Genomic DNA, 18,523 nt, shown 5'->3' on the forward strand with positions numbered 1-18,523 from the left:
TTCACATATTAATTTTATCAAAATAGTATGTTTATAAAATCTCAACTTGCATTAACGTTTTTTACGTTAATGTTACCTATTCTTTTATTTGCTCAAACTGGACCAGGTGGTGTAGGTGATTCGTCTATAAATGGTTTGTGGCTTAAAGCTGACGATATCAATCAAACAGATGGGTCTATAGTTTCTAATTGGCAAGATGCATCTGGTAATAATAATCATGCAAATCAAACTATAGCAGGAGAAGAACCTTCTTTTATTAGTACTTCGTCACTTAACAATTACCCAAGTGTTAGTTTTAATGGTGTAAGGGATTGGCTTAGAGTTGAAGATGATGATATATTAGACGGAACAAATTCTATTAGTTATTTTTCTGTTGTTAGACCAGAAGGATTAAGTAGTAGTAATGATGTACATGCTATTGTAAGTAAGAGGATTACTTATACTGTTAATACCAATTATTCTTATTCTTTCTTTTTTTATAATAGAAGAATGACTAGTGACGTAGTAACCAATAATAACCGTTTTAGTACTTCTCAGACATTTGTTGATAATCAAAATCAAATTATTGGTTTTGATTTTGATGGTAGTAATCCAGCTAGTTCTAGAAGTTCGATTTTTAATAACGGAAGTGTTTTGTTGACTGCTAACGAAGCTTCTACAAGCATTGTTAACTCAAATCAACCTTTAACTATAGGGACGATGAATGTTAATTATGATCGTTATTATAATGGTGAGATGTCAGAGATTATACATTATAACTATAAGTTAACTCAAGCTGAATCTATAATTGTAAATAATTATTTGTCAGCAAAATATGATATTACTTTAACTGCAAATGACTTCTACACACAAGACAATGCTGCCAACGGAAACTTTGATCATGACGTTGCAGGAATAGGTCAAGCGTCAGATGGATCCAGTCATACAGACTCACAAGGAACAGGAATAGTTAGGATTAATACACCATCAACTTTATCTAATGGAGATTATTTATTTTGGGGAGAAGAAACCAAAGATCCAACTTATAATTTTTCAACAGAAACAACTAATTACAGAGAACAATTAAATTCAAAATGGCGAGTTAGCAAAGTCGGTGATTTAGGTACAGTATCTGTTAGTTTTGATATTTCAGCAATAGATTTAACAGGTAAGCAAAGTTGCCAACCGTTACAATTAGTCGTTAGTAATGATAGTAATTTTACGTTACCAACCACTTACGACTTAACAGTTTCAGGGACATCAGCCTCAGCATCAAATGTTGTATTTTCAGATGGAGATTATTTTACATTACGTTACTTAGATCAAATCGTTTGGGATGGTTCAGCATATTTTAACGGTTCAGGAACCTTAAATGCACCAGATACTTCAGATTCTTGTTTAAAACTAACGGTTAAAGCAGGTAGTTTAGCACTTTTAAATGCAGATGCTTTTGTAAGAGAAGTAGAAGTAGAAACAGGCGCTTTATTTGAAGTTGTAGATGGATTATTATTAGAGGTAGAGAATGGTGTCAATAACAGCGGAATAATTCAGTTTTCAGGCGAAGCGCAATTAATCCAAAACCATACAGGCCCAAGTTTAAATACAGGAAGTGGAATTTTAAAAATGACGCAAGAAGGGACTTCAAATTTATACAATTATAATTTTTGGTCTTCACCAGTAAACAGAGCAGGAGATTGGCAAGTTAGTTATCTAGAAACCGCTTCAGGCGCAGTTGGATTTACAACAAGCTATGATGCAAATCCATCAGCAAGTCCAATAGAACTTAGTAGTTATTGGTTGTATACCTTTAATGATTTACTAGATAATTATGCTGGATGGCAACAAATAACACCAACCACAACATTAATACCAGGTATTGGATATACTATGAAAGGTTCAGGAAGTGGAGCTCCATCAGGCGAATCTTATTGGTTTAACGGTACAGCAAACGATGGTGATATTACTATTCCAGCTTTAGCAGGAAACCAAATTTTAGTAGGTAATCCATATCCTTCTGCAATTGGAGCTGCACAGTTTATAAATGACAATGATCCTATTACAGATGGTTCCTTATACTTTTATGAGCATTTTGAAACAAATAGTTCTCATATTTTAGCAGATTATCAAGGTGGATATGCGACATATAATTTACTATATTCAGTAGCAGCACCAACACCAGCAGCAGGCGGAACGTCTTCAAAAGGAGCACCAAAAGATTCGGTAGCAGTAGGACAAGGTTTCTTTGTTAAAATAGCTAATAGTGGAAACATACAGTTTAGAAACAGTCAACGTGAATTTGCAAGAGAATCGTTAAGCGAGTCTACATTTTACCGTTCTGCTCAAGCCACAACAACGGATAATCGTATAAAATACAAGCTTCAGTTTAAAGATGCTTTAGATAATACAATGACAATTGCGTTAGGGTATGACCAAAATGCAAGTCCTGGTTATGACAGAGGTTATGATAGCGAAAGGTTTAATACGCTATCCAATCAAATATACTGGACTATTCCAGAAAAAGAATTGTGTATTCAAGGATTAAATAGTTTTGATGTTTCAGAAGAAATTCCGTTAGGAATAAGCATTAGTAATTCAGGAGATTACACGTTTAAAATAAGTGAAACTTTAAATTTTCCAGCAAACGAATCTATTTATTTAAAAGACAATCAGAGTAATGTATTTTACGATATCACGACAACACCAGTGACGTTGTATCTTACCGATGCTATTGATCAAGCAAGATTTTCTGTAGTCTATCAAACTTCAGAAACGTTATCAAACACAGATTTTAATCAGAATGATGTCGCTGTGTATTATAATATTAGCAGTGATCATTTAGTGTTAGACGGAATAGAAGATTTAAAGACTATAAAGAACCTAAAAATATATAACATTTTAGGACAAGCTATACAATCGTTTGATACTATTACAACTCAAGAAGTGTCTATGTCAGCACTAAATTCTGGAATCTATATAGCAGAAATAGTAGAAACTTCAGGAGTAAAAACGACGCTTAAATTTGTGAAGTAATTAATGACTAATAAAACGAAATATTCTTTGTTAACTGCTTTGGTTGTCATTGCAACTTATGGAATTAAAGAATATCTTGATATTCAAGACAAAGCAGAATTTGTTTCACATGGAGAAACAGTTAAATCTGCTACTAATGAATATTTTTTACCAACTAGTACAACAGGTCAAGTTGTGCACCATGATGGTTATAGTTTAAGTTATAGTGAATCGCATGAGCAAGCAGAATGGGTTGCTTATGAGCTTAAGAAATCGCACCTAAGTAATGCTGATTTTAAACGTCCTTATTTTGAAATTGATGCTGCTGTAAAAACAGGAGCAGCACATTGGAGAAATTATAAAAAATCAGGCTATGATCGAGGTCATTTGTGCCCAGCAGGAGATAGAAAATATACTCTAGAAGCGCATGATGAAACGTTTTTAACGAGTAATATTTCTCCTCAAACTCATAATTTTAATGCTGGAGTTTGGAATAGATTGGAGATAAAAACAAGATATTGGGCTAAAAAATATGATGGAGTTTTTGTAGTTACTGGAGGCGTTTTAAAAGGAAAGATGAAAACTATAGGCACAGAAAAAGTTGCTGTTCCTAATCAGTTTTATAAAATTTTAATTGATAATAACTCAGGTCAAACTAAAGTTATTGCTTTTTTAATGGAACATAAAAACTCAGATTTACCATTATATAAGTTTGTTACTTCTGTAGATGAAATTGAACAATTGACAGGTATTGATTTCTTCTCAGGATTAGATGATGATACAGAAAATAAATTAGAAGCTTCAAGCAGTTATAAAGGTTGGAGTTTTTAAATTTTATACTAAGCTTTAAGCTTTTGTTTTACTCCATTCCAACGTAATTTTCTAATGTATTCTCCTTCGGTTTTAGTTACTGAGTAATCGGGTCTGTTTATTTTAGCTTTTAAATATCCAATAATATAATCTTTAAAATAGCGGAAACTTTTCTTTTTAAAGCCCATTTTTAAAGCAGTAATTAAAGTCAATAAAAAACCATAACGCATTTTGTACATCGCTTCACCTTGAAGGTATTTAGCGCTTTTATTATAGCTAGCTCCTGTGGGTTTTAAGTGCTTAACATGTAAAGAGTCGTCTAAAACGATATTCCAGTTGTTGTATTTTGCTAAAAGCTCATCTATGGTATCCCAACCCATTGCTGTTTTAAGTTGACCAATGTCTTCAAAGCATTCTTTTTTATAAGCTTTTAAAGCTCCTCTAATGTGATCTTTTCCTGTAATAGATTCTAAAATCCAATTCCCATTTTTTTCTATATAACAATAACCAGCAACCATACCAATGTTTGGGTTTTTATCAAAATGAAAAGCTAATGTTTCTAGGTAGTTTACAGGGAAAATTAGGTCAGCATCAAATTTACAAATAACATCATAGTCTTTATTTGCTTTAGCAAAGCCTTTGTAAAACGCATTAATGATTTTTGTGCCTGGTAAATGTTTGTTTGACGAGGTGACATTTACCAATTTTATAAAACTGAAACTCTTTTGAAATTCTTCAACAATACTTCTGGTTTTGTCTGTTGAGTTATCATTAACTACCACAATTTCATTTGGAGCTAACGTTTGATCAACCAATGACTGAAGTGTTAATCCAATAGAGGTTTCTTCGTTATGTGCAGGAATTATGATTGAAAATTTCATGTTATTTATTTAGAAATTCTTTCAGCATAAATAATGTAATATCTAGGTGTAAACCACCTTAATATTGGTCTAATTCCAAGTTTTTTAGTTGGATTAGTCCATTGTTTTCTATCAATAATTTTCCATCCCGTTTTTTCTAGTAACCAATCTAATTGCCAATCTTCAAACTCATGATAATGTCTGTCCCATTGGTCTGTTTTACTTCTGTAAGCAGAAGCAAACCATAACCTAAGAGGTACACTTATAACTAATTTATCTGCTTTAATGTTTTGTAAAATAGTAAAAGGGTTAAGTAAATGTTCAAATATTTCAAAAGCTGTAACGACTGTAGCTTCAGAGTTTTTGATACTTGAAACATCAAAATCTAAATCTTCACCATTAGTGTTTTCAACTTTGTAATTATTGTCTTTTAATATTTTGGTAAACGGATTTTCGACACCTAAATCTAAAAGTGATTCAGATTTTGATATATGTTTTTCTAAAAATTGATACGTTAATTTATAACGCTTATGCGGAAAAGTTTGTTCGTACATTAATATGTTTCATTTTAATTTCCGCTACAGCGAAAACCTATTGAAATTAGTAATTATTAATATTTGTAAACGATAGCATTAATATTCATACCAGCACCTACGCTTGCAAAAATAATAATATCACCTTTATTAATGTTTTGATTGTCAAGTTTTCCTTTTAAAATTAAATCGTATAATGTTGGCACTGTAGCAACGCTTGAGTTACCTAGCGTAGTAATACTCATTGGCATAATACCTTCTGGCATATCCATATCGTGTAGTTTGTAAAAACGTTTAACGATAGCTTCGTCCATTTTTTCGTTAGCTTGGTGGATCAATATTTTTTTAACATCCTTAATGTTATAACCACTATTTTCTAAACAAGATTTTAATGCAAGAGGTACGTTTGTTAAAGCAAACTCGTAAATTTTACGACCATACATTTTTATGTAGCGACGTTGACTTGTAGATTCTGGTTTATTAGTTTCGCCAAAATAAATAAAGTGTGCTTCATCAAGTGCAAAAGTGGCAGTCTCATGAGTAATAATTCCACCTTCTTCGTTAGATTGTTCTACAATTACAGCTCCAGCTCCATCACTATAAATCATTGAGTCGCGATCATGTTTGTCAATAACTCTAGATAATGTTTCTGTACCAATAACCAAACAACGTTTTGCTAATCCAGATTTGATAAAAGCATTAGCTTGAATAACACCCTCTATCCAACCAGGACACCCAAACAGTAAGTCGTAACCGACACATCTTGGATTTTTAATTTGTAATAAATGCTTAACTCGGGAGGCTAAACTTGGGACTGTGTCACTTTGATCTGAATTGTGTTTTACGTCACCATAATTGTGTGCAACGATAATGTAGTCTAACGATTCTTTGTCAATGTTTGCATCTTTAATTGCTTTTTCAGCAGCATAAAATGCAATATCAGAATTTAATAATTCTGGTTTTACATAACGTCTTTCTTCAATTCCTGTTATAGCTTTAAATTTTTTAACTATAACTTCATTTGGGCTATTAATTTTTGAACCGTCTGCATTTAAAAATTCGTGATTAAAAAAATCTTCATTTTTTTCGATGGTACTTGGTATATAACTTCCAGTACCTGTAATCTTAATATTCATAAAAAAGAAATTGCCTTTAATTGTTGACTGCTAAGATAAGCAGTATTAATTAAAGGCAATTTTAAATGGTTATTTTTTTACGATGTTCAACGCTTAATTAGCGTCTGCATATTCTTCTATTGGTGCACATGTACAAAATAGGTTACGATCACCATAAGCATCATCCACACGACGTACTGAAGGCCAAAACTTACTGTCTATCACGTAGTCAAGAGGGTAAGCTGCGGTTTGACGCGAGTATGGTAATAGCCATTCATCGTTAGTTAACATAGATAAAGTGTGTGGTGCATTTTTTAACGGATTATTATTGTCATCTTTAGTTGCTGCATCAATTTCTTTTCTAATAGAAATCATAGCATCACAAAAACGATCCATTTCAGCTTTACTTTCACTTTCTGTTGGTTCAATCATCATAGTTCCTGCTACTGGAAAAGAAACCGTTGGAGCATGAAAACCATAGTCCATTAAACGTTTTGCAATATCAACAACCTCAATACCATGCTCTTTAAATGGACGACAATCGATTATCATCTCATGTGCAGCACGACCTTGTTCTCCAGAATATAAAGTTTCAAAAGCACCTTGTAATCTGTGTTTAATGTAATTAGCGTTAAGTATAGCTATTTCGGTTGATTTTTTCAAACCTTCAGCACCTAACATTTTAATGTAGCCATAAGATATTAAGCATGCTAAAGCAGATCCAAAAGGAGCTGCAGAAATAGCTGTTATAGCTTGGTTTCCACCAGTTTTTACAACAGGATTTCCAGGTAAAAATGGTACTAATTGTTTGGCAACACAAATTGGTCCAACACCAGGTCCACCACCACCATGTGGTATAGCAAAGGTTTTATGTAAGTTTAAGTGACAAACGTCTGCACCAATATTTCCAGGATTAGTTAATCCAACCTGAGCATTCATGTTGGCTCCATCCATATAGACTTGACCACCATTATCATGTATTAATTGTGTGATAACTTTAATTCCAGACTCATAAACACCATGAGTAGATGGGTAAGTTACCATTAATGCAGCTAGATTATCTTTATGTAATTCGGCTTTTTCGCGTAAATCATCTACATCAATATTACCGTCTTCATCAGCTTTAGTAACAACAACTTTCATTCCAGCCATTACTGCACTTGCAGGATTAGTTCCGTGTGCAGAACTTGGTATTAAACAGATGTTTCTATGATGATCGTTTCTAGATTCGTGATAGGCTCTAATAACCATTAAACCTGCGTACTCACCTTGAGCTCCAGAGTTAGGTTGTAAAGAGGTGCCTGCAAAACCAGTAATTTCTGTTAATTGATTTTCTAAGGCTGTAAGCATTTGTTGGTAACCTGTAGCTTGGTCTTGTGGTACAAAAGGATGAATACTTCCCCAATTAGGGTTGCTTAATGGTAACATCTCTGAAGCAGCATTAAGCTTCATTGTGCAAGATCCAAGAGAAATCATAGAGTGGTTTAAGGCTAAATCTTTACGTTCTAAACCTTTTATATAACGCATTAATTCGGTTTCAGAATGATGCGTATTGAATACGTCTAAAGTTAAAAACGATGATTGACGTTGTATGCTGTCTTGTATATTGTTTGCTTCTTTAAAACTATCGATTGTTACAGTCGGCTTTGTTTCCGCTTCAGCGAAAATATCTAAAATTTCATTGATGTCTTTTACAGAAGTTGTCTCGTTGATTGAGATTGTAACTGTATTGTCATTAGGGTAATAGAAGTTAACCTCGTGCTTTTCTGCAATTGTTTTTACAGTTGAGGCATTAGCTGTAACCTGAAGTGTATCAAAAAATGAAGTGTTTAATTGCTCAATACCCATTTTAGTTAAGGCATTGGCTAATGTTGACGTTGCATTATGTACTTGATTTGCAATAAAAGTTAATCCTTTTGGTCCATGATAAACTGCATACATACCAGCCATAACTGCTAATAATACTTGCGCTGTACAAATGTTAGAGGTTGCTTTGTCACGTTTGATGTGTTGTTCTCTGGTTTGTAAAGCCATACGTAAGGCTCTGTTACCATTTGCATCTTTAGTTACACCAATAATACGTCCAGGAATATCACGTTTGTAAGCTTCTTTAGTTGCAAAATAAGCTGCGTGTGGTCCTCCGTAACCCATTGGAATACCAAAGCGTTGTGTAGTACCAACGACAACATCAGCTCCAAATTTACCAGGAGCTTCCAGTTTAACTAAACTTAAAATATCTGCAGCAACAGCTACTTTTATATTATTGGTATTTGCGTTTTTAATAAAACTTTTGATATCAGTAATTTGACCATCTTTTCCTGGATATTGTAATAAGGCTCCAAAAAAGTCTGATGTAAAGTCAAAGTCTGCTTCGCTACCAATGACAAGCTCAATACCAATTGGAGTTGCACGTGTTTGCAATAAAGATAAAGTTTGTGGTAAAATAGCATCACTAACAAAAAACTTGTTAATACCTGCTTTTTTCTGGTCACGTGCTCTAACCGAAAATAATAAACTCATGGCTTCTGCAGCAGCAGTACTCTCATCTAAAAGAGAGGCATTTGCTAGCTCCATTCCTGTTAAGTCAGTAATCATGGTTTGAAAGTTAAGCAATGCTTCTAGACGACCTTGAGCAATCTCAGCTTGATAAGGTGTGTAGGCAGTATACCAACCTGGATTTTCTAAAATGTTACGTTGTATAACTGCAGGTAAAATTGTTGGATGATACCCTAAACCAATATAAGTTTTATATGTTTTGTTAAGTTTTGACAGATTGTTGATGTGGTTAGTGTACTCGTATTCTGTCATTGCTTCGTCTAAATCTAAATCTTTTTCAAGACGAATTGGAGCAGGTACAGTTTGAGAAATTAATTGTTCAATTGAATCTGCGTTTACTGTTTTAAGCATTAGTTTTTGATCATTTTCCCTAGGACCAATGTGACGTAATGCGAATGCGTTTGTGTTCATTTATGTTGTGTTGTTATTAACCTTTTTAACAAGGTTTGAGAAAAAAATAGTTGTTTTTTAATGTTTGCAAAATTAACGAAAACTAATAGTAAAATTTTGTTAAAAATTGAAAGTTTTCAACTAATCGACACCTTTATTAACAGATTAATTATTTTTGTACTGTGAAGTGGTTAAAACAATTATTAGATTTTTACTTGAATAGCAGTATACATGTTGCTTTATCTGTATATGCTTTAAGTGTGGTGACATTAAAAAGGTTTGATGTTATTTATGATGTTAATGTGCTTTTTTTAACTTTTTTGCTACAATTACAGGTTATAATTTTGTGAAGTATTTTGGTATAGCCAAATGGGATCATAGGAGTCTTGCTAAGTGGTTAAAAGTAATACAGGTTTTTAGCTTGCTATGTTTTGTTTTGATGTGCTTTTTTGGTTTAAAATTACAGAAAGAAACATTAATTACCATAGTGATTTTTGCTATAATAACTTTTTTATATGCGATACCTTTTTTACCTAAAACTTGGTATTTAGATACACAACAAAATTTAAGAGATATTAGTGGTTTAAAGGTTTATGTTATAGCCTTAGTATGGAGTGGTGTAACAGTTATATTGCCTTTAATAAATAATAAAGTGGCTTTTAGTGAAACCGTAATTATTACAGTTGTGCAATATTTTGTTTTTGTGATGGCATTAATGTTACCCTTTGAAATTAGGGATTTAAGATATGATAGTATTAAATTAGCTACCATACCTCAAAAAATAGGCGTAAAGCACACCAAAGTTCTAGGCTTAGGATTGGAGTTGTTCTTTTACTTTTTGGAATATTTTAAAAGTAATAGCCAAAGTAAAGATTTGCTTTTTACGTTTGTGATAAGTCTAATATTAGCTGTGTTTATTTATTTTTCTGGTAATAACAGAAATAAATATTATGCTTCATTCTGGGTTGAAGCTTTGCCAATAATCTGGATGTTATTGATGCTTATCTAATTCTTTCTTGAAAGCTGATTCTATAGAGTTTTTTTCAGTAGATGTTAAGTTTTTAGCCTTTACTTTATCAATTAAAGCTGTAAGTTTTGTGTTGTTTTTAGAGTGTTGTTTGCACATAGCACAAAATAGGGTATGAAATTTAAATTTCACTTTTTCCCATAATGTTGCTTCATCGTATTGTGATTTGTCGCAAATATGTCCGGATTCCTCGCAAGAAATCATAAATTTTTTCATCATGTTTTAAAACCAATTATTTTGTAAACAATCTGCCATAGATACTCGTGCTCTGTGTATTATGACCCATAGATTAGACGAAGTGATTTGCAATTCATTACAAATTGTTTCTGTTTCATAATTTAAAATAGTTTTCATTTCAAATATTTTAGCTTGCTTTTTTGGAAGTTTAGATAGACAACTTTCAATAGCATCTGCTAGTTCTGTGTTTTCTATTTGGTCTTCAGCAGTTTTGTCAAACGGATCTGCAACACGCTCTTCTAGCCAATCTCCTTCGGTTTCACTATCACTATTATATGACATTCTAACTTCAGCTTTACCTTTGTTTGAGTTTATTTTGCGATAGTAATCAATGACTTTTCTTTTTAAAATTGAAACTAACCAAGTACGCTCACTTGCTTCTCCTTTAAAATTTTTCATGCTTTTTAGACCAGCTAAAAAAGTGTCTGACACTAAATCTTGAGCAATTACTCGGTCATTTACACGCGTTATAGTGTAATTAAAAAGGTAGTCGCTGTATAAATCTATCCATTGATTAGGATCTATTTTATGGTTAGGCATATCATTTTTGTTTTTCTTTTTCAGGCTAAATGTAATAAAATTAGAACAAAATAATTACTATTTTTTACAGGTAATAATTTAATGCCTAAATTTTTTAAATGTAAAGCCTACAATAATACATAAAGTTATCCTCTTAAGTTGTTAAGTTTTTTTGTTTTCCATGTGTTACAATAAATCTTTTAATGCTGTGGTTATGTTTTTATATTTAAAAACATAACCATTTTTAAGAAGTTTTTCTGGTATTACGTTTCTACTTTTTGTGACAAGTTCTGTTTCAGTTCCTAAAAAAAATGCTCCTAGTTTTAATAACCAAATAGGATGCGAGATACCAAAAGGAACTTTTAAAATTTGTCTCAGAGTATACATTAATGTTTTATTATCTGTTGGTTCTGGTACACAAAGATTGAATACACCTTCTAACTTTTGGTCCATTAAAAATTGAATTGCATTTGTAAAATCATCTTCATGTATCCAACTAACTTTTTGTTTACCTGAAGCTTGTTTACCACCTAAACCAAATTTTGTTAATAGTTTTAAGGGTGTAATGGCACCTCCTTTTTCACCTAAAACAATTGAAGTACGTAATATTACTTTTTTTGTTTTTGGTGTGATTATGTCATTAAAAGCACGTTCCCAAGACTTTGCTATATTCATAGAGAAATCGTCACCAATAATTCCGTTTTGTTCTGTGTTTGGTTTGTTGTAAGACCCTTTGTAGATTGTTGCAGTAGAAGAATTAAACCAGTATTTTGGAGGATTATCACACAAATTTAAAGCTAATCCCAATAAATTTGTTGTGTCTATTCTAGAATTGTAGATTGCTTTTTTGTTTTTATCTGTGTAGCGACAATCAACAGATTTACCTGCTAAATTAATTAATGCTTCAGTGTTTTCTAAATGCTTTGTCCAAGGACCTAATGTTGTGCCATTCCAAAATATTTCATTTTCAGATTTTGGATTTCTGCTTAAAATTAAAACCTTATAATTTTGTTTTGTAAAGTGATTGTTTAATGATTGACCTAAAAAGCCTGAACCACCTGCTATGATTATTGTTTTCATGATTTTGAGATATTATAAGTTATATATAAATGGAAACAAGCTAAGAATAACGACACTATGGCCCACATAAATAAAATTGATAATTCTTCACCTTTAAATTGTTTGAAAAATAAAATTAGAGTTATCGTTATGATTGTGTAGCTAATAAATAGTACTCGATTTATTAGATTTAAAGCTTTAAATCTATTGATTATAATTACACTTATTGTTAATTGTATAGTTCCTAAAATGGGCAATGCTATTATTCCTCCCCAAAAGGTTAAACTAAGCAGGATTGTAAATATAACTGACCAATAATTAATTTGATATAGATTTTTCATAAACTGAAATTAAGCTTTTGACGCTTTTAATATCAGATAATTCACAATAACTAAATATAGCCCAATGCACATTGGTATTATAAACATAAAAAGATAATTGTAATTTTGAAGTGTTAGTAGGTTAGCAAATAAAACATATGCAATAAACCAGATTGCTATTTGTATCCAATAGTAATTTAATAATTTTTGAAGTGATTTTGAATACTCCTCATATTTACTCTTCATATATATCGCTATAAATATCTGTATTATACCTAAAGCTAACTGAGCAAGAGCTCCATATATTGGTTCAATTAAAAATAGTAAAAGGACAACTAAATAAGTTGCTAGGTTTAAATTGAATATATTTTTCATATTTATTGTTTTTATAAAACTTTCAGAAAATATTGAAAGTTTATATTAAATTTTTTATTTGAATAGTTTTAATAAAGATTTTGTAATCCAATTTTGTTTTTGATTTACTAATTTATTGATCATAATGTCCATAGTTTCGGTTAGTTCATGAAGTGCTTTGGTTTGTTTAATAAGTTCTTTTGTTTTAGCAGTTCCATCGTCTTTAATGGTTGATACGTCTTCTAAAACTTTAACTACTGGTTTAATTTCTCTTCGACTACGTTCTACAGCAACTATCCTAGCTAATTCTTGTACATCTTTTTCGGTTGTAAAAAACTCTTTACGTTCTCCTGCTACTAATGTTTTAGTTACAATTCCCCAATCCATTAATTGTCTTAAATTCATGCTAGTGTTTCCTCTAGATATTTTAAGGTCTTCCATAATCTCTTCCATAGATAATGGTTTGGTTGAAATAAATAAAAGTGCTTGTATTTGAGCCATAGCTTTATTGATTCCCCAAAGTGAACCTAAACTTCCCCAAGTACTAATAAATTTATTTTTTGCTTCTAAATATTCCATGTCACAAATATATCAATTAATTTCAAACTTTCAATAATTATTGAAAGTTTGTTTGAAATAAAAAGAAGGCTAAGTTAATAACCTTCTTTTTTAATCTATTACTTTATTAAACCAGCACGCTTTAAAAGCGCTTCAGGTTTAGGTTCTTGACCTCTAAAACGTTTGTAAAGTGTCATAGGGTTTTCTGTTCCTCCTTGCGATAGGACGTGGTCTTTAAATTTAGCTGCGACTTCTTTATTAAAAATTCCTTCTTCTTTAAAGTATTCAAAAGCATCAGCATCTAATACTTCTGCCCATTTGTAACTATAGTATCCTGACGAGTAACCACCTTGAAAAATATGTGCAAAAGCAGTACTCATGCAATTACTTTTTACCTCAGGATATAAATTAGTGTTTTCAAAAGCTTTTGTTTCGTAGGCTTTAACATCTTCGATCAAAGATGGATCAGTACCATGCCAGCTCATATCCAATAATCCAAAACTTATTTGTCTCAGGGTTTGCATACCTTCTTGAAACGTTGCACTTTCTTTAATTTTATTAACTAAATCCATTGGTATTACCTCGTTAATTTGGTAATGTTTAGCAAATAACTCTAAAGCTTCTTTCTCATAACACCAGTTTTCTAGTACTTGACTAGGTAGCTCAACAAAATCCCAATACACACTTGTGCCAGATAAACTTGGGTAGGTTGTATTAGCTAACATACCGTGTAAACCATGACCAAACTCATGAAACAAAGTTGTTACCTCATTAAAGGTTAATAAAGAAGGTTTACTTTTTGTTGGTTTAGTAAAGTTACATACGTTAGATATGTGGGGTCTTTGGTTAACACCATCTTTGATATATTGAGGTTTAAAAGAAGTCATCCAAGCTCCATTACGTTTTCCTGATCTTGGAAAAAATCGGCGTAAAATATAGATACTAAGTCATTGTTTTCATCTAAAACCTCATAAGTCATCACATCTTCATGATATTTATCTATGGTTTCAATTTTTTTAAACTGAAGTCCAAACAATTTATTTGCCACAAGGAAAGCGCCTTCAATAACATTTTCAAGTTTGAAATAAGGTTTTAATTGTTCATCATCTAAATTGAATAATTTTTGTTTCAATTTTTCAGAGTAGTAAGCCGAATCCCATTTCTCTAAAACGTCAATACCATCTAATTCTTTAGCAAAATTTTGAAGATTTTTAAACTCACGCTCAGCAGCAGGTTTTGCTTTTTCTAATAACTCATTTAAAAAAGACGTTACCTTTTCTGGTGTTTGAGCCATACGCTCTTCAAGTACAAAATCTGCATGAGTATCATATCCTAACAGATTAGCACGTTGGTGTCTAAGCTTAGCAATTTTTAAAACATGATCTTGATTGTCATAATCATTGTTGTTAAAACCTTTAGATCCAAAAGCTAAAGATAACTTTTTACGTAATGCTCTATTATCTGCATAGGTCATAAACGGTATGTAACTTGGGTAGTCTAAAGTAATTAACCAACCGTCTTTATTTTTGCTTTCGGCTAACTGTTTTGCTGCTTCTATAGCACCTTCGGGTAAACCAGATAAATCGTCTGGATTTGTAATTAGCATTTCAAAAGCATTAGTTTCGGCTAGAATGTTTTCGCCAAACTTTAACTTTAAACTTGCTAGTTGTTTATCAATAGCTCTTAATTCTTGTTTTTTGTCTTCAGGTAAATTTGCTCCGTTTCTAGAAAAGCTTTTATATTTTTTATCTAATAAAGTATTTTGCTCTGTAGTAAGATTTAATTGGTCTTTATTATCAAAAACATGCTTAACTTTTTTAAATAAGTCGTTGTTTAGCGTAATGTCGTTACCAAACTCTGATAAAATAGGAGAAATTTCTTGAGCTATTTTCTGTATTTCATCATTAGTTTCAGCCGAATTTAAATTAAAAAATACTAGTCACACGATCTAGCTGTTGTCCAGAAAACTCGAGTGCTTCAATAGTATTTTCAAAAGTTGGTTGTGCTGTATTTGTAACAATAGCATCAATCTCTTTTTTTGTGTCTTCGATAAGTTTTAATATAGCAGGCTTAAAATCTTTATTTTGAATTAAATTAAAAGGTGCTGAGTTATAATTTGTTGTAAAATGGTCTGTTAATATGTTCATTTTTCTTAAAAATAAATTTTTTGATGTTAAAATTAAGTTTTTTATTGCTTACTAATGATTTAATTGCGTATTTTTGCAAAGATTTTTTCCCGTGAGTTGGTTACTCACTTAAAAATTATTGATTAATAGCGATAAAAAGCCTCAGATACTTCTGAGGCTTTTTTTGTTAAATATGTATTTAAACGCATAAATATTACGTTTTAACTAATAAAATGAAAAAACTTTAACATTTCTCTTGATTTAAGTGAAAAGTAACGTTTTTGCAACTGTTTTTTAAATGTGAGTGTTTATTACTCATAATATAGAAAATAATAGCGATGGAGGCCTCAAACATAGTTTGGGGCTTTTTTTGTGGATTACAAATCGCAATTCAGCAGTTTTATTTGTCTTTAATCGAATTCGTTTATTTCTCGACCCAACAATTAATCAAATACAAGGATATGAAGCAGCTTTGTAAATAGTTTTTTTGATGTGAGTATAAATTTCCTCATTTAGAAAAGATTAATAGCGATTGAAAACCCCAACTAAGTGTTGGGGTTTTCTGTTTTTACTATTTAATGTCTTTTGCAGCTTGCTCTACTTTTGCTTTTAAGGCTTCTTTATAGTCTATTATTTTTTCTAATACAGAAGGATCTGAAGCTCCAATTATTTGAGCTGCTAAAATACCAGCGTTTTTTGCTCCGTTTAAAGCTACAGTTGCAACTGGTACGCCTCCTGGCATTTGTAATATTGATAATACAGAGTCCCATCCATCAATGGAGTTGCTACTCTTAACTGGCACACCTATAATAGGTAATGGACTAAGCGAAGCCACCATACCTGGTAAATGTGCTGCACCTCCAGCACCAGCAATAATGACTTTAATACCATTTTTATGTGCGTTTTTACTAAAGTCAAATAATTTTTCGGGAGTACGATGTGCAGATACTATATCTACTTCAATATCAATATTAAAACTCTTTAATACATCTATTGCATCTTGCATGACTGGCATGTCACTATTGCTTCCCATTATAACTGCTACTTTATTCATGTTGTGTGTTTTTTTAGAGGTGTTGATTTTTAAAATAATTGAAACAAAAATACGTTTTTTAGAACTTTAAATTAATTTCTGCCTTAGCATTAATTTACTTTCTTGATTTATTCTAAAAGTGTGATTGCATTTCATGATATATCTACTGCATTTCACGACATTTATTTTTATAAGCCTTGATTTTATTGGAGTTTTGAAGTGTTGATCAGCATAATGTAAACTATCCAAAAAACTAAAATCACTATCCAATGAAGTTACAGTCTATTTTAATTGTAAGCATATTTCAGCTAATGTTTTCCTTTTTATTTGCTCAAAAATATGAAAAGTCATATCAGCAAAACATTAATTATAAAACTAATAATAATAACGGTAAAGATCTTAACTTAAATTTTGCTTGTAAGTATGATGTCTTTCTAGGCGAGCCACTTTTTAGCTCAAGAACAAAAAAATATCTGAAGGAGATTTTATTATGTACAATAATCAAAAATACTACAGGAAAGATATTGGTGACAAAATATTTGATCAGATTGAGGTAGGTTTAATTAATGTTTCATTTGACATTTATCAAGGCTCTAGAAAAATTACAACGGTAAAACTTGAAAACGAAATTTCTGTATCTTTTATTCCTGGTAGTCCAGAATGGGATCAATTATGGCCAGGTGTAAGTGAGGAAAATGTAAAAAAAATATGGAAAGAAGGATATACAATAAAAAATGCTAAGCTATACAATGTCAAGTTTACAGGTTTTAGTGCTTTACAAAACTATTTGAATAAAATAGAAAAAGATAAAACAAAAGCAATTGAAGATAAAAAGAAAGCAGAAGAAAAGGAGAAAGAAGAACAAGAAAAAGCAGATAAAGAACAACAGTTAAAAGAGGAAGAAGAAGCCGAAAAGCTTATAGCAGAAAATAAAAAACAAGAGGAAGAAGCGTTAGAACGTGCTAAAGAAGAAGAAAGAGATAAAGCAGCAGCAGCTGAAGCGGAAAGAAAACGAAAGGAAGAACAAGAAAGACTTAGACAAGAAAAGATTAATGCTTATAATAATAGGATAGCTAACCAGAAAAAAGAGAATAATGCAATTGCAGCTGCATCTGCAGCGTCTTCGGCTAGTATTTTATATCTACTTGGTGGTGTTATTTATAACAAAATGGGATTACCTGGTACAGACTTATATACAGGTAATAATTTTCATATAAATTTTGATTTTGGTTACGGTGTTTCAGCTTTTCCACTATCGTATAATAGTGTTAGAACAGCTGTGGATTATAATGGAGATGAGCAAACTACAGAGGAAGAGACTACTGCTTCTGCTATTACTGTTGATTTAAGATTAGCATTTAAATTAGGTTATGAGGTTGAAAATGGAGGAGGTAATATATACGGAAGATTTGAACCAGGTTTTTCTCCTGTTTTTACTGATTTTAACACTAGTTATGGTTATGGTGCAGAAATATTTGGTGGTCATAAAAATATTAAACTATATGGAAGGTATGAAATGGGGTCTAACAATTTTTCTTCAAATAACTGGATAGATCCTGAGGAAATTGGAGAAGGAGGTAAGACTTCAACATCGTATACACAATTAAGAGCAGGTTTGAAATTTTCATATTATCGTAATCAAAGAACAGCAAAAAGAGATCATATAATTTTAGGGATAATGGAAAACTATTTTGATGAAAACTCAGCCGAAGTTTTTTCTTTCAGAGAAGAGCCAGGAGAACCTTTTATTAACCTAAATGGCAATTTACCAAATTACGTAGCGTCAGGTTTTTTCTTCGAGTGGAAAAGGGATCATACTCATAGATTATATTTAGAAGTGTTTTCTAACTATCCTTCTACAGGAGAGATTGGAGGTGTTTCTAATGACGGTAGTATGTTTTTACAGGTTGGTTTTTCTAGATCAATAGAAGGCTTTTTTGGGAACAATTAGAAAATAATAATTTTAATTGGATTGATGCTTTTTTTATATAATAGAAGTAATCAACTAAGAGGCTAAAATAGAATGACCACATGGTTG

At 31.5% G+C, this 18,523-nt stretch carries 14 protein-coding genes and 1 pseudogene; 4 read left to right on the forward strand and 11 right to left on the reverse strand.

What is annotated here, in order from left to right; translation table 11 throughout:
* The first annotated feature begins 27 nt into the window (after positions 1–27).
* Positions 28–3,009 carry a T9SS type A sorting domain-containing protein gene (locus AC0L4B_RS07375; protein ID WP_473439197.1) on the forward strand — a complete coding sequence of 994 codons (2,982 nt, stop codon included), beginning with the start codon at positions 28–30 and terminating at the stop codon, positions 3,007–3,009.
* Positions 3,010–3,012: 3 nt separating this feature from the next.
* Positions 3,013–3,819, forward strand: coding sequence for a DNA/RNA non-specific endonuclease (locus AC0L4B_RS07380; RefSeq protein WP_473439198.1), 807 nt, complete (start codon positions 3,013–3,015; stop codon positions 3,817–3,819).
* 8 nt (positions 3,820–3,827) lie between these two features.
* On the opposite strand, the gene AC0L4B_RS07385 is transcribed toward AC0L4B_RS07380, so the two are convergent.
* The 4 genes from AC0L4B_RS07385 to gcvP all read right to left on the reverse strand — a co-directional run bounded on the left by AC0L4B_RS07385 (position 3,828) and on the right by gcvP (position 9,273).
* Positions 3,828–4,679, reverse strand: coding sequence for a glycosyltransferase family 2 protein (locus AC0L4B_RS07385; RefSeq protein WP_473439199.1), 852 nt, complete (start codon positions 4,677–4,679; stop codon positions 3,828–3,830).
* A 5-nt stretch (positions 4,680–4,684) separates the two neighbouring features.
* Positions 4,685–5,212 carry a class I SAM-dependent methyltransferase gene (locus tag AC0L4B_RS07390; RefSeq protein ID WP_473439200.1) on the reverse strand — a complete coding sequence of 176 codons (528 nt, stop codon included), beginning with the start codon at positions 5,210–5,212 and terminating at the stop codon, positions 4,685–4,687.
* Between the two features lie 56 nt (positions 5,213–5,268).
* Positions 5,269–6,327, reverse strand: a complete 1,059-nt coding sequence (locus tag AC0L4B_RS07395) for a 3-oxoacyl-ACP synthase III family protein (RefSeq protein WP_473439201.1) — start codon at positions 6,325–6,327, stop codon at positions 5,269–5,271.
* A gap of 93 nt (positions 6,328–6,420) precedes the next feature.
* On the reverse strand, positions 6,421–9,273 hold the full coding sequence (gcvP, locus tag AC0L4B_RS07400; protein ID WP_473439202.1) for an aminomethyl-transferring glycine dehydrogenase: 2,853 nt from the start codon (positions 9,271–9,273) through the stop codon (positions 6,421–6,423).
* Positions 9,274–9,739: 466 nt separating this feature from the next.
* Between gcvP and AC0L4B_RS07405 the strand changes: the two genes are divergently transcribed.
* Complete coding sequence (locus AC0L4B_RS07405; protein ID WP_473439203.1) at positions 9,740–10,261, forward strand: UbiA prenyltransferase family protein; 522 nt, start codon at positions 9,740–9,742, stop codon at positions 10,259–10,261.
* Here the strand turns inward: AC0L4B_RS07405 and AC0L4B_RS07410 are convergent.
* The 7 genes and pseudogenes from AC0L4B_RS07410 to purE form a co-directional block, all read right to left on the reverse strand.
* Complete coding sequence (locus AC0L4B_RS07410; RefSeq protein WP_473439204.1) at positions 10,244–10,498, reverse strand: hypothetical protein; 255 nt, start codon at positions 10,496–10,498, stop codon at positions 10,244–10,246. The genes AC0L4B_RS07405 and AC0L4B_RS07410 overlap by 18 nt on opposite strands.
* A 3-nt stretch (positions 10,499–10,501) precedes the next feature.
* On the reverse strand, positions 10,502–11,056 hold the full coding sequence (locus tag AC0L4B_RS07415; RefSeq protein WP_473439205.1) for a sigma-70 family RNA polymerase sigma factor: 555 nt from the start codon (positions 11,054–11,056) through the stop codon (positions 10,502–10,504).
* 165 nt (positions 11,057–11,221) lie between these two features.
* On the reverse strand, positions 11,222–12,115 hold the full coding sequence (locus AC0L4B_RS07420; protein WP_473439206.1) for a TIGR01777 family oxidoreductase: 894 nt from the start codon (positions 12,113–12,115) through the stop codon (positions 11,222–11,224).
* Between the two features lie 329 nt (positions 12,116–12,444).
* Complete coding sequence (locus AC0L4B_RS07425) at positions 12,445–12,789, reverse strand: hypothetical protein (protein WP_473439207.1); 345 nt, start codon at positions 12,787–12,789, stop codon at positions 12,445–12,447.
* Between the two features lie 54 nt (positions 12,790–12,843).
* Positions 12,844–13,347, reverse strand: a complete 504-nt coding sequence (locus tag AC0L4B_RS07430; RefSeq protein ID WP_473439208.1) for a GbsR/MarR family transcriptional regulator — start codon at positions 13,345–13,347, stop codon at positions 12,844–12,846.
* A gap of 98 nt (positions 13,348–13,445) precedes the next feature.
* A pseudogene (locus tag AC0L4B_RS07435) lies at positions 13,446–15,473 on the reverse strand (M3 family metallopeptidase).
* Between the two features lie 550 nt (positions 15,474–16,023).
* Positions 16,024–16,506, reverse strand: a complete 483-nt coding sequence (gene purE / locus AC0L4B_RS07440) for a 5-(carboxyamino)imidazole ribonucleotide mutase (protein WP_473439209.1) — start codon at positions 16,504–16,506, stop codon at positions 16,024–16,026.
* A gap of 469 nt (positions 16,507–16,975) precedes the next feature.
* Between purE and AC0L4B_RS07445 the strand changes: the two genes are divergently transcribed.
* Entirely contained in the window at positions 16,976–18,436 is a 1,461-nt protein-coding gene (locus AC0L4B_RS07445; protein WP_473439210.1) for a hypothetical protein, read from the forward strand.
* Positions 18,437–18,523: the final 87 nt, after the last annotated feature.

The organism is Olleya sp. NP1-10 (assembly GCF_055804415.1).

Coding starts and splice junctions, on each gene's coding strand:
- AC0L4B_RS07375 (WP_473439197.1), top strand. CDS start 28: ATGTTTATAAAATCTCAACTTGCATTAACGTTTTTTACGTTAATGTTA.
- AC0L4B_RS07380 (WP_473439198.1), top strand. CDS start 3,013: ATGACTAATAAAACGAAATATTCTTTGTTAACTGCTTTGGTTGTCATT.
- AC0L4B_RS07385 (WP_473439199.1), bottom strand. CDS start 4,679: ATGAAATTTTCAATCATAATTCCTGCACATAACGAAGAAACCTCTATT.
- AC0L4B_RS07390 (WP_473439200.1), bottom strand. CDS start 5,212: ATGTACGAACAAACTTTTCCGCATAAGCGTTATAAATTAACGTATCAA.
- AC0L4B_RS07395 (WP_473439201.1), bottom strand. CDS start 6,327: ATGAATATTAAGATTACAGGTACTGGAAGTTATATACCAAGTACCATC.
- gcvP (WP_473439202.1), bottom strand. CDS start 9,273: ATGAACACAAACGCATTCGCATTACGTCACATTGGTCCTAGGGAAAAT.
- AC0L4B_RS07410 (WP_473439204.1), bottom strand. CDS start 10,498: ATGATGAAAAAATTTATGATTTCTTGCGAGGAATCCGGACATATTTGC.
- AC0L4B_RS07415 (WP_473439205.1), bottom strand. CDS start 11,056: ATGCCTAACCATAAAATAGATCCTAATCAATGGATAGATTTATACAGC.
- AC0L4B_RS07420 (WP_473439206.1), bottom strand. CDS start 12,115: ATGAAAACAATAATCATAGCAGGTGGTTCAGGCTTTTTAGGTCAATCA.
- AC0L4B_RS07425 (WP_473439207.1), bottom strand. CDS start 12,789: ATGAAAAATATATTCAATTTAAACCTAGCAACTTATTTAGTTGTCCTT.
- AC0L4B_RS07430 (WP_473439208.1), bottom strand. CDS start 13,347: ATGGAATATTTAGAAGCAAAAAATAAATTTATTAGTACTTGGGGAAGT.
- purE (WP_473439209.1), bottom strand. CDS start 16,506: ATGAATAAAGTAGCAGTTATAATGGGAAGCAATAGTGACATGCCAGTC.
- AC0L4B_RS07445 (WP_473439210.1), top strand. CDS start 16,976: ATGTACAATAATCAAAAATACTACAGGAAAGATATTGGTGACAAAATA.